At 59.4% G+C, this 13,203-nt stretch carries 23 protein-coding genes; all 23 read right to left on the reverse strand.

Going from position 1 to position 13,203, the window contains the following annotated elements; genetic code table 11:
* Positions 1 to 53: 53 nt before the first annotated feature.
* Positions 54 to 1,913, reverse strand: a complete 1,860-nt coding sequence (dsbD, locus tag NMB41_RS22685; RefSeq protein WP_494380030.1) for a protein-disulfide reductase DsbD — start codon at positions 1,911 to 1,913, stop codon at positions 54 to 56.
* 158 nt (positions 1,914 to 2,071) lie between these two features.
* Positions 2,072 to 2,467, reverse strand: a complete 396-nt coding sequence (gene rplQ / locus NMB41_RS22690; protein ID WP_091877231.1) for a 50S ribosomal protein L17 — start codon at positions 2,465 to 2,467, stop codon at positions 2,072 to 2,074.
* Between the two features lie 122 nt (positions 2,468 to 2,589).
* Positions 2,590 to 3,567: a DNA-directed RNA polymerase subunit alpha gene (locus NMB41_RS22695; RefSeq protein WP_026354946.1), complete on the reverse strand. Its 978-nt coding sequence runs from the start codon at positions 3,565 to 3,567 to the stop codon at positions 2,590 to 2,592.
* 122 nt (positions 3,568 to 3,689) lie between these two features.
* Positions 3,690 to 4,313, reverse strand: a complete 624-nt coding sequence (gene rpsD / locus NMB41_RS22700; protein WP_435760640.1) for a 30S ribosomal protein S4 — start codon at positions 4,311 to 4,313, stop codon at positions 3,690 to 3,692.
* 328 nt (positions 4,314 to 4,641) lie between these two features.
* On the reverse strand, positions 4,642 to 5,046 hold the full coding sequence (gene rpsK / locus NMB41_RS22705; protein ID WP_005663404.1) for a 30S ribosomal protein S11: 405 nt from the start codon (positions 5,044 to 5,046) through the stop codon (positions 4,642 to 4,644).
* 14 nt (positions 5,047 to 5,060) lie between these two features.
* Positions 5,061 to 5,426: a 30S ribosomal protein S13 gene (gene rpsM, locus NMB41_RS22710; RefSeq protein ID WP_056337616.1), complete on the reverse strand. Its 366-nt coding sequence runs from the start codon at positions 5,424 to 5,426 to the stop codon at positions 5,061 to 5,063.
* 12 nt (positions 5,427 to 5,438) lie between these two features.
* Complete coding sequence (rpmJ, locus tag NMB41_RS22715) at positions 5,439 to 5,552, reverse strand: 50S ribosomal protein L36 (protein WP_005663407.1); 114 nt, start codon at positions 5,550 to 5,552, stop codon at positions 5,439 to 5,441.
* A 32-nt stretch (positions 5,553 to 5,584) separates the two neighbouring features.
* The gene (gene infA, locus NMB41_RS22720) at positions 5,585 to 5,803 is read right to left on the reverse strand and encodes a translation initiation factor IF-1 (RefSeq protein WP_005663428.1); all 219 of its coding nucleotides are present in this window, start codon (positions 5,801 to 5,803) and stop codon (positions 5,585 to 5,587) included.
* A 20-nt stretch (positions 5,804 to 5,823) separates the two neighbouring features.
* Positions 5,824 to 7,158 (reverse strand): preprotein translocase subunit SecY, encoded by a 1,335-nt coding sequence (gene secY / locus NMB41_RS22725; RefSeq protein ID WP_494380031.1) that lies wholly within the window; start codon positions 7,156 to 7,158, stop codon positions 5,824 to 5,826.
* Between the two features lie 28 nt (positions 7,159 to 7,186).
* Entirely contained in the window at positions 7,187 to 7,618 is a 432-nt protein-coding gene (gene rplO / locus NMB41_RS22730) for a 50S ribosomal protein L15 (protein WP_137172335.1), read from the reverse strand.
* 29 nt (positions 7,619 to 7,647) lie between these two features.
* A complete protein-coding gene (rpmD, locus tag NMB41_RS22735; protein WP_073222594.1) occupies positions 7,648 to 7,827 on the reverse strand; it encodes a 50S ribosomal protein L30 in 180 nt (59 codons plus the stop codon).
* A gap of 10 nt (positions 7,828 to 7,837) precedes the next feature.
* Positions 7,838 to 8,356 (reverse strand): 30S ribosomal protein S5, encoded by a 519-nt coding sequence (rpsE, locus tag NMB41_RS22740; RefSeq protein ID WP_494380032.1) that lies wholly within the window; start codon positions 8,354 to 8,356, stop codon positions 7,838 to 7,840.
* 12 nt (positions 8,357 to 8,368) lie between these two features.
* On the reverse strand, positions 8,369 to 8,731 hold the full coding sequence (gene rplR, locus NMB41_RS22745) for a 50S ribosomal protein L18 (protein ID WP_136219940.1): 363 nt from the start codon (positions 8,729 to 8,731) through the stop codon (positions 8,369 to 8,371).
* A 12-nt stretch (positions 8,732 to 8,743) separates the two neighbouring features.
* Positions 8,744 to 9,277 carry a 50S ribosomal protein L6 gene (gene rplF / locus NMB41_RS22750; protein WP_494380033.1) on the reverse strand — a complete coding sequence of 178 codons (534 nt, stop codon included), beginning with the start codon at positions 9,275 to 9,277 and terminating at the stop codon, positions 8,744 to 8,746.
* Positions 9,278 to 9,287: 10 nt separating this feature from the next.
* Entirely contained in the window at positions 9,288 to 9,683 is a 396-nt protein-coding gene (gene rpsH, locus NMB41_RS22755) for a 30S ribosomal protein S8 (RefSeq protein ID WP_192056827.1), read from the reverse strand.
* Between the two features lie 14 nt (positions 9,684 to 9,697).
* Positions 9,698 to 10,003: a 30S ribosomal protein S14 gene (gene rpsN, locus NMB41_RS22760; RefSeq protein WP_494380034.1), complete on the reverse strand. Its 306-nt coding sequence runs from the start codon at positions 10,001 to 10,003 to the stop codon at positions 9,698 to 9,700.
* Between the two features lie 5 nt (positions 10,004 to 10,008).
* The gene (gene rplE, locus NMB41_RS22765) at positions 10,009 to 10,548 is read right to left on the reverse strand and encodes a 50S ribosomal protein L5 (protein WP_494380035.1); all 540 of its coding nucleotides are present in this window, start codon (positions 10,546 to 10,548) and stop codon (positions 10,009 to 10,011) included.
* Between the two features lie 4 nt (positions 10,549 to 10,552).
* The gene (rplX, locus tag NMB41_RS22770; RefSeq protein WP_494380036.1) at positions 10,553 to 10,867 is read right to left on the reverse strand and encodes a 50S ribosomal protein L24; all 315 of its coding nucleotides are present in this window, start codon (positions 10,865 to 10,867) and stop codon (positions 10,553 to 10,555) included.
* Between the two features lie 9 nt (positions 10,868 to 10,876).
* Positions 10,877 to 11,245, reverse strand: coding sequence for a 50S ribosomal protein L14 (gene rplN, locus NMB41_RS22775; RefSeq protein WP_182990707.1), 369 nt, complete (start codon positions 11,243 to 11,245; stop codon positions 10,877 to 10,879).
* Between the two features lie 231 nt (positions 11,246 to 11,476).
* Positions 11,477 to 11,749, reverse strand: a complete 273-nt coding sequence (rpsQ, locus tag NMB41_RS22780; RefSeq protein WP_435760633.1) for a 30S ribosomal protein S17 — start codon at positions 11,747 to 11,749, stop codon at positions 11,477 to 11,479.
* On the reverse strand, positions 11,746 to 11,937 hold the full coding sequence (gene rpmC, locus NMB41_RS22785) for a 50S ribosomal protein L29 (RefSeq protein WP_379724242.1): 192 nt from the start codon (positions 11,935 to 11,937) through the stop codon (positions 11,746 to 11,748). The genes rpsQ and rpmC overlap by 4 nt, the downstream gene beginning before the upstream one ends.
* Positions 11,938 to 11,949: 12 nt before the next feature.
* A complete protein-coding gene (gene rplP / locus NMB41_RS22790) occupies positions 11,950 to 12,369 on the reverse strand; it encodes a 50S ribosomal protein L16 (protein WP_145653055.1) in 420 nt (139 codons plus the stop codon).
* A gap of 2 nt (positions 12,370 to 12,371) precedes the next feature.
* Complete coding sequence (gene rpsC, locus NMB41_RS22795; protein ID WP_494380037.1) at positions 12,372 to 13,202, reverse strand: 30S ribosomal protein S3; 831 nt, start codon at positions 13,200 to 13,202, stop codon at positions 12,372 to 12,374.
* Position 13,203 lies beyond the last annotated feature (1 nt).

Genomic DNA, 13,203 nt, shown 5'->3' on the forward strand with positions numbered 1-13,203 from the left:
ATCCCGGAAATCCGTGATGAACCTTTTTTTTTGCTTCTTGGGCGTGGCCCCTGCTATTCCAGCTTCTGCAGCGATCCCAGGAATTTGGTCGCGTTCTGGTAGCCGATCACCCGGCTGTCCGGAATCTCCGCACCGTTACGGTCGAAGAAAATAATCCCCGGCGGCCCGAACAGCCCGAAGCGTTTCAGCATGGCCTTGTCGTGCGCATCGTTGGCCGTGACGTCCACCTGCAGCAGCACCGTATCGGCCAGCTTCGCCTGCACCTTTGGCTCGACAAACGTCAGCTTTTCCATCTCCTTGCACGAGACGCACCAGTCGGCGTAAAAATCGAGCATGGCGGTCTTGCCCTGGTTGGCGGCGAGCACGGCGTCGAGTTCCGCCACGGTTTTCACGCGCTTGAAGTTCAGCCCATGTTGCGGCGTGCCCGTCAGGTGCGCCAGCGGCGCCAGCGCATCGCGCCCGCCGGTCGCAGCACCCACCAGCTGCAGCGCGCCAAGGATGCCGAACACGGCGCCGAAGGCGAGGTTCGCCCAATGCCCGCGCCGGCTCGCCAGGTACGCGCCATAGCCCAGCAGCAGCGCCGCCCACAGGAGCATCTGCACCTGCGGCGGCAGCACCGGCGACACCAGCCACAGGGCCATGGCCAGCATCAGCACGCCGAAGAAGCGTTTCACGGTTTCCATCCAGGCGCCGGCGCGCGGCAGCAGTGAGCCGGCCGAGACGCCGACCAGCAGCAGCGGAATGCTCATGCCGACCGCCATCGAGAACAGCGCCGCGCCGCCGATGAGGACGTCGCGCGTCTGGCTGATGTAGACCAGGGCGCCGGCCAGCGGCGCGGCCACGCAGGGGCCGACGATCAGGGCCGAGATGGCGCCCATGGCGAACACGCCGGCCAGCTTGCCGGAGGCCTGGCGGTTCGAGGCGCCCGCCAGTTTGCTTTGCAGGGCAGCAGGCACCTGCAGCTCGTAGAAGCCGAACATCGACATCGCCATCGTGACGATCAGCAGGGCGAATGCGCCGAGCACCCATGGGTTCTGCAATGCCGCGGCCAGGCCCTCGCCGATCAGGCCGGCGGCCACGCCCAGCGCCGTGTAGACGATGGCCATGCCGAGCGAATACGTCACCGACAGGATCAGGCCGCGCGAGCGTTTCGTCTTGCCGCCCTCACCCACGATGATCGAGGACAGGATCGGGACCATCGGCAGCACGCAGGGTGTGAATGCCAGGCCCAGGCCGAGCAAGGCGAATGCGGGGACGATGGCGAGCAGGCGGCCGCCTTGCAGGATGGCGTCGATGCCGGCCAGTTCGGACGGCGCGCTGGCTGGTGCGGCCTGTGGAGCGGCGGCAGGCGCAGCGATCGGCGCCGCTGGATTTGCAGGCCCTTCGCTCATTGGCGTCGACGACAGCGCAATCGTCGACGGCGCCTGGGCATTGGCGCCGAACGGAATGCCGGGCGCCGCCGTGCCGCCGCCCGCGCTCAGGCGGGCGCTGTGTTCCTGCGGCGGATAGCACAGGCCGGCGTCGGCGCAGCCCTGGCTGGTCGCATTCAGGGTAAACGCGGCACCGCCTTCGACCGGAATGCGGATCGTCACGACGCCCTTGTAGGTCTCGACATCTTTTTCGAAGGTCTGGTCGTACTTCACTTTGCCGGGCGGGATCTGCGGCTCGCCCAGTGTGGCGCCGTCGGCCTTGAAGGCGAAGCGCTCGCGGTACATGTAGTAGCCGTCGGCGATCGTGTAGGTGACGACGGCCGTGCGCTCGCCCTCCATGCGCGCGGAAAATTTGAAGGCGACGGCGGGGTCGAGGAAGTCTTCGGCGCGCCCTGGCGCGGCCAGCAGCAGGCAGGCGGCGAACAACAGCATCAGCGCGGCCAGCGAGCGCGCGGAGACTTCACGAATACGGGTGATGAACATGACTTCCTTTGATGGCGACAACGTAGCAACTGCGCAGCAGAATGGTACACCGCCTGCGCACGGCCGCGTTATGCCCCGCTTAAATGCTCAGCCGGCGCGATCGTCGAGGCGAAAAAAAACCAGGCACATGGCCTGGTTTTTTCGTTCGCACGAAGCGATTACTCAGCGGTCGGAGCGTCGTCAGCCGAGGTGACTTCCGGACGATCCAGCAGTTCGACATACGCCATTGGCGCGTTGTCGCCTACGCGGAAACCCATTTTCAGGATGCGCAGGTAGCCGCCGTTACGGTTGGCGTAACGTGGGCCGAGTTCAGCGAACAGCTTCAGGACCATCTCGCGGTCGCGCAGGCGGGCGAATGCCAGGCGCTTGTTGGCCAGCGTGTCGGTCTTGCCCAGGGTCAGGATCGGCTCGATGACGCGACGCAGTTCCTTGGCTTTTGGCACGGTGGTTTTAATGGCTTCATGACGCAGCAGGGAAACGGTCATGTTGCGCAGCATGGCGAGACGGTGGGACGAAGTACGGTTCAGCTTGCGAAGGCCGTGACGGTGACGCATGGTAATTCCTTTCGAGGTTTTTAATTCCAGCTCTTCGATCGTTCATGCGTGATGCATGACCGCGGGCCGGTTCTTATGGGTTAAAACTGCCCGGACAACATTGCCCAGGCAGGTGGTACAAATTACTTTTCCAGGCCGGCAGGCGGCCAGTTTTCCAGCTTCATACCCAGGGTCAAACCGCGCGAAGCCAAGACTTCCTTGATTTCGTTGAGCGACTTGCGGCCCAGGTTCGGCGTCTTGAGCAGTTCGTTTTCCGAACGCTGGATCAGGTCGCCGATGTAGTAGATGTTTTCTGCTTTCAGGCAGTTGGCCGAACGGACGGTCAGTTCCAGGTCGTCGACTGGACGCAGCAGGATCGGATCGACCAGCGGAGCACGCGATGGTGCTTCGGCGGCGGCTTCCGTGCCTTCCAGGGCAGCGAACACGTTCAGCTGGTCAACCAGCACGCGTGCTGACTGGCGAATCGCCTCTTCCGGGGTGATGACGCCATTCGTTTCGATGTTGATGATCAGCTTGTCGAGGTCGGTACGCTGTTCGACGCGGGCCGATTCGACGGCGTACGAAACGCGGCGCACTGGCGAGAACGACGCGTCCAGGATGATGCGGCCGATCGTCTTGTTCGTGTCTTCCGACAGGCGACGGACGTTGCCTGGGACATAGCCACGGCCTTTTTCGACCTTGATCTGCATGTCCAGCTTGCCACCGGCGGTCAGGTGAGCGATCACGTGATCCGGGTTGATCAGTTCCACGTCATGCGGCAGATCGATGTCCGATGCCAGGACGGCGCCTTCGCCTTCCTTTTTGAGGGTCAGGGTCACGGAGTCACGGTTGTGCACCTTGAACACGACGCCCTTCAGGTTCAGCAGCAGGTCGACGACGTCTTCCTGCACGCCGTCGAGCGACGAGTACTCGTGCACGACGCCGGCGATGGTGACTTCGGTCGGCGCGTAGCCGATCATCGACGACAGCAGGACGCGGCGCAGGGCGTTGCCCAGCGTGTGGCCATAGCCGCGCTCGAATGGCTCCATCACGACTTTGGCGTGACCGGCACCGAGTGCTTCGACATCGATGATACGTGGCTTCAACAAACTATTTTGCATGAAATGTCCTTTTCAATACCCTCGGCTCGTTACACCGATAAGGCTGATGGCATGGTGATATGAGGTAAAACAAAGCACAAACGCCCGCTCGGATTCCGAGCGGGCGAATTTACAAGCTTCTATTAACGCGAGTACAGTTCGACGATCAGTGCTTCGTTGACGTCAGCAGCGATTTCGTTACGCTCTGGGAACGAACGGAAGGTGCCTTCCATCTTCTTGGCGTCAACCGACACCCAGCTCGGCATGCCGATCTGTTCTGCCAGCGACAGCGCTTCGACGATACGCACTTGCTTCTTCGCCTTTTCGCGAACGGCGATGACGTCGCCGGTCTTGACAGCGTACGAAGCGATGTTCACGACGTTACCGTTGACGGTGAAGGCCTTGTGGCTCACCAGCTGACGCGCTTCAGCGCGGGTCGAGCCGAAGCCCATGCGGTAGGTGACGTTGTCCAGGCGCGACTCCAGCAGCTTGAGCAGGGTTTCGCCGGTGTTGCCCTTGCGGCGCGACGCTTCTGCGAAGTAGCGGCGGAACTGGCGCTCGAGGATGCCGTACATGCGCTTGACCTTCTGCTTTTCGCGCAGCTGGTTGCCGTAGTCCGAGGTGCGGGCACCCGACTTGACACCGTGCTGGCCTGGCTTGACGTCCAGTTTGCACTTCGAGTCGAGCGAGCGGCGTGCGCTCTTGAGGAACAGGTCAGTGCCTTCACGGCGCGACAGTTTTGCTTTTGGTCCGATATAACGTGCCACGTTGAATCCTTTGATGTATTAATCACGCCCCAGAGGCATCCCGAGGATGCGGCAGGCGCTAGTCCGACCCATTAATGAGCGGACGTGGCTAAAAAAATGACGCCGCGAGAGGAGCGTCTAACAAAGCCCTCAGGGCAAGGCGCATCGTCGAAGACAGTACGCTAGTACGGCGAGACGAATGCAACGCAGCCATGAGGGTTTTGTTAGACGCTCCAGGCCGAGGCGACAACAGCCGGGCAGTATACCCGAAATCGGATAACTGCACCGGCGTTTACTACTCACGACGCTGTACCGATACAACCGGGCCACCGAGGCAGCCCAGTCGAATTTAGATACGACGACGCTTTGGAGGACGGCAGCCGTTGTGCGGCACTGGCGTCACGTCCTGGATCTCGGTGATCTTGATGCCGAGGTTGTTCAGGGCGCGGACAGCCGATTCACGGCCTGGGCCTGGGCCCTTGATGCGCACTTCCAGGTTCTTCACGCCACTTTCCTGAGCGACCTTGCCGGCTGCTTCAGCAGCGACCTGAGCCGCGAACGGAGTCGATTTACGCGAGCCTTTGAAGCCTGCGCCACCCGACGTCGCCCACGACAGGGCATTGCCCTGGCGATCGGTGATCGTGATGATGGTGTTGTTGAACGAAGCGTGGACGTGGGCGATGCCCTCAGCCACGTTCTTCTTGACTTTTTTACGGACGCGCGCTGCTGCTGCGCTGCTTTGTTGCTTGGCCATGGTCGGTTCCTAGATTATTTCTTCAGCGATTGAGCGGCCTTGCGCGGGCCCTTGCGGGTACGAGCATTGGTGCGGGTACGCTGACCGCGCACTGGCAGACCCTTACGGTGACGCATGCCGCGGTAGCAGCCCAGATCCATCAGACGCTTGATGTTCATGGACAGTTCGCGGCGCAGATCGCCTTCCACGACAAACTTCGCGACTTCGTCACGCAGCTTCTCGAGTTCGTTATCGTCGAGGTCCTTGACCTTCTTGTTGGTCGCGATTCCGGTCGCGTCGCAGATCTTCTGCGAGCGTGGACGGCCAACACCGTAGATCGCCGTCAGGCCGATAACAGTGTGCTGATGATTTGGGATGTTAACCCCTGCAATACGTGCCATTCGTTATTCCTCTTAACCTTGACGCTGCTTGTGACGCGGCTCGACGCAGATCACACGGACCACGCCCTTGCGCTTGATGATCTTGCAGTTGCGGCAGATCCGCTTGACTGAAGCATTAACTTTCATTTTGTACTCCTGGTGAGTTTACTTAATATTTTTTACTTGGTGCGGAATACGATGCGCGCCCGGGACAAATCGTACGGCGTGAGTTCAACCGTTACCTTGTCGCCCGGGAGGATGCGGATATAGTTCATCCGCATTTTACCCGAGATATGCCCCAGGACCACATGTCCGTTTTCCAGCTTCACACGAAATGTCGCATTTGGGAGATTTTCGAGAATCTCGCCCTGCATTTGGATGACGTCGTCTTTTGCCATTCGGTTTCTGCACCTTCCGCTTATCGCGTCGGAATTCCGCCCTTGAAATTCGCCTTGCGCAGCAGTGATTCATATTGCTGCGACATGACGTAGTTCTGCACTTGTGCCATGAAGTCCATCGTCACCACCACGATGATCAGGAGCGACGTGCCACCGAAGTAGAAAGGAACTTTCCACACCGACTGCAGGAACTCCGGCACCAGACACACGAGGGTGATGTACACCGCACCAGCCAGGGTCAGGCGCATCAGGATCTTGTCGATATAGCGAGCGGTCTGGTCACCTGGACGAATGCCAGGAACAAACGCGCCGCTTTTCTTCAAGTTGTCCGCCGTTTCCTTGCTGTTGAACACCAGCGCGGTATAGAAGAAGCAGAAGAAGATGATCGCCACCGCATACAGCAACGCGTGGATCGGCTCACCGGTCGTCAGCGAAGCAGACAGGTCTTTCAGGAACCCGATGAACGGGTTACTGGCGTCCTTGCCTTTTGCAAACCAGTCAACGATCGTCGCCGGGAACAGGATGATCGACGAGGCGAAGATCGGCGGGATCACGCCGGCCATGTTCAGCTTCAGGGGCAGGTGGCTGGTTTGGCCACCGTACACCTTGTTGCCGACCTGGCGCTTGGCGTAATTCACGAGGATCTTGCGCTGTCCGCGCTCAACGAACACCACGATGTACGTAACCGCAGCCACCAGGATGACGATTAAGATCGCTGCAAAGCTTGGGATCGAACCGTTCGAGACCAGGGTGAACAAGCCACCCAGTGCCGACGGCAGACCGGCTGCGATACCGGCGAAAATAATGATCGAAATGCCGTTGCCGAGGCCGCGTTCGGTGATCTGCTCGCCCAGCCACATGAGGAACATGGTGCCGGTCAAGAGGGTCACGACCGTGACGAAGCGGAAGGCCAGGCCTGGATCGTTCACGAGGCCTTGCTGGCCCTCGAGTGCGACGGCAATGCCGAACGCCTGGAACAGAGCCAGTCCAACCGTCAGATAACGGGTGTACTGGGTGATCTTGCGGCGCCCTGCTTCGCCTTCCTTCTTCAGCGCTTCCAGCTGCGGCGAGACGATCGACCCCAGCTGCATGATGATCGAAGCCGAAATGTAAGGCATGATCCCGAGGGCAAACACCGTGAAGCGTTCGAGAGCGCCACCCGAGAACATGTTGAACATGCCCAGGATGCCGGTCGAATTCTCCTTGAACAGCGACGCCAGCGCCGTCGGGTCAATCCCGGGAACCGGGACGTGAGCACCGAGGCGGTACACGACCAATGCGCCAAGCAAAAACCACAAGCGACTCCAGGGGAAGCCGGCAGCGGCGCTTTTACCAAGTTGTGAATTAGTCGCCAATTTTTGCTCCGATCAGGCAGCGGCCGCTTTAGGCGACCGAACCGCCAGCTGCTTCGATGGCCGCTTTCGCGCCCGCGGTCGCCTTCAGGCCCTTGAGGTTCACCGCTTTGGTGATCTCGCCCGACAGGATCACGCGCACATCGCGCGCCACCACCGACAGGATGCCTGCTTGTTTGAGCACCAGGATGTCGACATCGCCGACGGCCAGGTTGTTCAGGTCCGACAGACGCACTTCAGCCTTGAACGTTGCGTTCAGCGACTTGAAGCCACGCTTTGGCAGACGGCGCTGCAGAGGCATCTGACCGCCTTCGAAGCCGACTTTGTGGAAACCGCCCGAACGCGACTTCTGACCCTTGTGACCGCGACCGGCGGTCTTGCCCAGGCCGGAGCCGATACCGCGGCCGACGCGGCGCTTGTAGTGCTTGGCGCCGTCAGCTGGTTGAATGGTATTCAATTCCATTGTTTTCTCCGTTACGTAAGCCCGAAGGCTTACGCGACTACTTTAACGAGGTACGAGACTTTGTTGATCATGCCACGCACCGACGGGGTGTCCTGCAACTCGGAAACCGAGTTGACGCGGCGCAGACCCAGACCACGCACCGTAGCGCGGTGATCTTGACGGGTGCCGATCAGGCCCTTGACCAGTTGTACTTTGATGGTGTTTGCCATTGTATTCACCTTAGCCCATGATCTCTTCGACCGACTTGCCGCGCTTGGCGGCGATGTCGGACGCGGTGCTCATCTTCGACAGACCGTCGAGGGTAGCGCGCACCAGGTTGTAAGGGTTCGACGAACCGGTCGATTTAGCGACCACGTCAGTCACGCCCATCACTTCGAAGATAGCGCGCATTGCGCCACCAGCGATGACGCCGGTACCAGGCTTAGCTGGCGACATCATGACGCGCGAAGCGCCGTGACGACCGGTGACGGTGTGGTGCAGGGTACCGTTCTTGAGGGGCACCTTGATCAGGTTGCGGCGGGCTTCTTCCATTGCCTTTTGCACGCCGACAGGAACTTCCTTCGACTTGCCTTTACCCATGCCGATGCGGCCATCGCCGTCACCGACAACGGTCAGCGCTGCAAAACCCATGATACGACCACCCTTGACCACTTTGGTCACGCGGTTGATCGCGATCATTTTTTCGCGCATGCCATCATCCGGCTTGTCGCTTGCCATTTTCGCTTGCATTTTTGCCATGACGATTCTTCCTTAGAACTTCAGACCGGCTTCACGCGCGGCTTCCGCCAGCGCCTTCACACGGCCGTGGTAACGGAAACCGGAGCGATCGAACGCTACTTCGGTGATCCCTGCTTTCAATGCCTTCTCTGCGACGCGCTTGCCAACCAGGGCAGCAGCGGCGGCGTTGCCGCCCTTGCCGCTTTGACCTGCCAGTTCGGCGCGCACATCTGCTTCCAGCGTCGAAGCCGAAACCAGGACCTTCGCATCCGGGCTGATCAGGTTCGCATAGATGTGCAGGTTGGTGCGGTGAACCGACAAACGGTTCACGCCTTGCTGCGCGATCTTGATGCGGGTTTGGCGTCCGCGACGCAGACGCGATTCTTTCTTGTCCATCGTCAGCTCCGATTATTTCTTCTTGGTTTCTTTAAGCTTGACCACTTCGTCCGAATAACGGACGCCCTTGCCCTTGTAAGGCTCAGGGGAGCGGTAAGCGCGCACTTCTGCAGCAACCTGACCAACCTTTTGACGATCGATACCCTTGATCAGGATCTCGGTCGGGGTTGGGGTCACTGCGGTGATGCCTTCTGGCATCGCGTGCAGCACCGGGTGCGAGAAGCCCAGGGACAGGTTCAGGGCGTTGCCCTGCACTGCTGCCTTGTAGCCCACGCCGACCAAGTTCAGCTTCTTCTCGAAGCCCTTGGTCACGCCGGTCACCATGTTGTTCACCAGAGCACGCAGGGTACCCGACATGGCGTTCGATTCACGGGAATCGTCTGCCACGGCGAAGGTCAGCGTGCCGTCGTTGTTTTCTACTTTAACCTGGCCGGTCAACGGCTGGGTCAAGGTGCCCAATGGGCCTTTTACCGTAATCGCTGCTGCAGTGATCGCCACTTCGGCGCCAGCTGGAACTGCGATTGGCATCTTAGCTACTCGAGACATCGTCTACTCCTTAAGCTACGTAGCAAATGACTTCGCCGCCGACGCCAGTGGCGCGGGCTTTGCGGTCAGTCATCACGCCTTGCGGGGTCGAGACAATCGCCACGCCCAGGCCGTTCATGACGGTTGGGATCTCGTCTTTGCCTTTGTAGACACGCAGGCCAGGACGGGAGACGCGCTCGATGCGCTCGATAACCGGACGGCCGGTGTAATACTTCAAACCGATTTTCAGTTCCGACTTGCCACCTTCGGTGGACACGGCGAAATCTTCAATGTAACCCTCGTCCTTGAGGACGTTGGCAATGGCAACCTTGACTTTCGACGACGGCATTGCGACCGTGGTCTTTTGGACAGTTTGTGCGTTGCGAATGCGGGTCAGCATATCGGCGATAGGATCGCTCATACTCATTGCATATTCTCCTATTACCAGCTGGCTTTGGTCATACCCGGAATTTCGCCCTTCATGGCGAATTCGCGGAGTTTGGTACGGGCGAGGCCGAATTTACGGAACGTGCCACGTGGACGGCCGGTGATTGCGCAGCGGTTACGCTGGCGGGTCGGCGCCGAGTTACGCGGCAGTGCCTGGAGGGCCAGGCGTGCTTCGTATTGCTCTTCTGCAGACTTCGACTGGTCGTTGATGATCGCTTTCAGAGCTGCACGCTTTGCGGCGAATTTCTCCACCAGGTCTGCACGCTTCTGTTCGCGGTTAATCAGTGCAAGTTTTGCCATTGCTCTTAGTTCCTGAACGGGAATTTGAAGGCGGCGAGCAGCGCTTTGGCTTCATCGTCGGTCTTAGCGGTGGTCGTGATCGAGATGTTCATGCCACGCAGCGCGTCGATCTTGTCGTAATCGATTTCAGGGAAGATGATCTGTTCCTTGACACCGATGTTGTAGTTGCCACGACCATCGAACGATTTGCCGTTCACGCCACGGAAGTCACGCACGCGCGGCAGGGCCACGGTGATGAAACGATCCAGGAACTCGTACATGCGATTGCCACGCAGGGTGACCATCGTACCGATCGGGTAGCCTTCACGAATCTTGAAACCCGCGATTGCCTTGCGCGACTTGGTGGTCACTGGCTTCTGGCCGGCGATCTTGGTCAGGTCGCTGACAGCGTGCTCGAGCACTTTCTTGTCGGCGATCGCTTCACCAACACCCATGTTCAGGGTGATCTTGGTCAGGCGCGGCACTTCCATCACCGACTTGTAGCCGAATTTCTCGGTCAGGTCAGCGACGACTTTTTCTTTGTAAAACGATTGTAGACGGGCCATGATCTTAAACCTTCACTTCTTCGCCGGAAGACTTGTAGACGCGGACTTTCTTGCCGTCCTGGTCTTTGAAGCCTACGCGGTCAGCCTTGCCGGTCGCGGCGTTGAACAGCGCGACGTTGGAGACGTGAATCGGCATCGTCTTGTCGACGATACCACCTTGAACGCCAGTCATCGGGTTAGGCTTGACGGCCTTCTTGGCGACGTTCACACCATCGACGATGAGGTGCTCGGCGTCGACGCGACGCGAAACCACGCCACGCTTGCCCTTGTCTTTACCGGCCAAGACGATGACTTCGTCGTTTTTACGAATCTTATCCATTACGACTCCTTACAGAACTTCAGGTGCCAGGGACACGATCTTCATGAACTTTTCAGTGCGCAGTTCGCGCGTGACTGGTCCAAAGATACGGGTGCCGATCGGTTCCAGCTTGGCGTTGAGCAGCACGGCGGCATTGCCGTCGAACTTCACCAGGGAGCCGTCTTGGCGGCGCACACCTTTAGCGGTACGCACAACCACAGCGTTATAAATTTCACCTTTTTTGACACGGCCACGTGGCGCAGCAACCTTGATGGTTACTTTGATGATGTCGCCAATGCTCGCATAACGGCGCTTGGAGCCGCCCAACACCTTGATGCACAAAACTTCTTTGGCACCAGTGTTGTCGGCCACTTCGAGCCGGCTTTCAGTTTGAATCATAGTATTTTCTTTCCCAACTTAAGCCGAAGAAATCCCACGGAAAACCGTAGGCCTGCGGTCAGTCTTGGTCCCGCCGCACCGCCCCTGCTGGAGCAATACGATTGGGTGATTGGACTTTCCAATTACTTCGAACAGGCCGCATTTACCGAGGGGGACAAACTGCGGCAACACATGAACGAAGCCCGCTAGTATCTCAGATACCAGCGGGCCACGCAAGACAAATTTTAGTGCTTACAGTACCTGTGCAACCGTGACAACGCGCGTCACAGTCCAAGCTTTCGTCTTCGAAATCGGGCGACCTTCCGCGATCTCGACCGTGTCACCGGTCTTGGCCTGGTTGGTTTCGTCGTGCGCGTGATACTTGTTCGAACGCACGATGATTTTGCCGTACAGCGGGTGCTTCACGTGACGTTCGATCAGTACGGTCACCGTCTTGTCCATTTTGTCGGACACGACTTTGCCGACCAGCGTACGCTTCAGCGCCGTTTTAGTGGTGTCGTTCATTTGGCTTCCTTCTGGTTCATCACAGTCTTCACACGCGCGATGTCGCGACGCACTTTCTTGAGCTGCGCGGTGTTGCCCAGCTGCTGGGTAGCGATTTGCATGCGAAGGCCAAACTGGGCCTTCAGCAGCTCACTCAGCTCCTTTTGCAGCGCTTCCTGGTCCTTGCCGCGGAGTTCCGTTGCTTTCATATTCAACTCCTGTTATTGGCCGACCTGGCGCACGACGAACGTGGTAGCCAGTGGCAGTTTGGCAGCGGCCAGGCGGAATGCTTCGCGCGCCAGTGTTTCGTCGACGCCGTCCATCTCGTACAGGACTTTGCCTGGCTGGATTTCAGCGACGTAGTATTCTGGATTACCTTTACCGTTACCCATACGGACTTCGGCCGGCTTGTTCGAAATCGGCTTGTCCGGGAAGATACGGATCCAGATACGACCGCCACGCTTGATGTGACGGGTCATGGCGCGACGTGCAGCTTCGATCTGGCGTGCAGTGATACGGCCGCGGGCAACTGCCTTCAGACCGAATTCACCGAACGAGACCGCGGTGCCGCGGGTGTGCGAAATGCCGGTGTTACGGCCTTTCTGCTCTTTACGATACTTCCTGCGCGATGGTTGCAGCATGCTTATTCTCCTGCTTTCTCAGCTGGTGCAGCAGCGGCCGGGGTCGCCAGCTTGACGGCTGGACGCGCACGGACGGTTGGTGCAGCAGTGGCTGGACGGGCGCCGCCGGCTGGACGTGGGCCGCGCGATGGCTTGCCGTCGTCGCGACGTGGGCCGCGTGGCTTCTTCTCATCCGGCGGGGTGTCGATGACTGGCGCTTCGCCGGTGACCGAACGGTCGCCCTTGTAGACCCAGACCTTGACGCCGATGATGCCGTACGTGGTCGATGCTTCGCTGGTGCCGTAGTCGATATCGGCGCGCAGGGTGTGCAGAGGCACACGGCCTTCACGGTACCATTCGGTACGTGCGATTTCGATGCCGTTCAGGCGGCCCGACGACATGATCTTGATGCCGACGGCACCCAGACGCATGGCGTTTTGCATGGCGCGCTTCATCGCGCGGCGGAACATGATGCGCTTTTCGAGCTGTTGCGAGATCGAATCGGCGATCAGCTGCGAATCGATTTCCGGCTTGCGGATCTCTTCGATATTGACGTGCACAGGCACGCCCATGATCTTCGTCAGCGCCGTCTTCAGCACTTCGATGTCTTCGCCTTTTTTACCGATCACGACACCTGGACGCGACGAGTAGATGGTGAAGCGCGCGTTCTTGGCAGGACGCTCGATGACGATGCGGCCGACCGAAGCGTTCTTCAGCTTCTTCTTCAGGTAAGCGCGGGCCTTCAAGTCTTCGTTGAGCATCTCAGCGAAGTTGCCGTTGCCGGCGTACCAGCGCGACGCCCAGTTACGGGTGACGGACAGGCGGAAGCCTGTTGGGTGAATCTTCTGTCCCATC

This window comes from Massilia sp. FBCC-B171 (assembly GCF_059134155.1).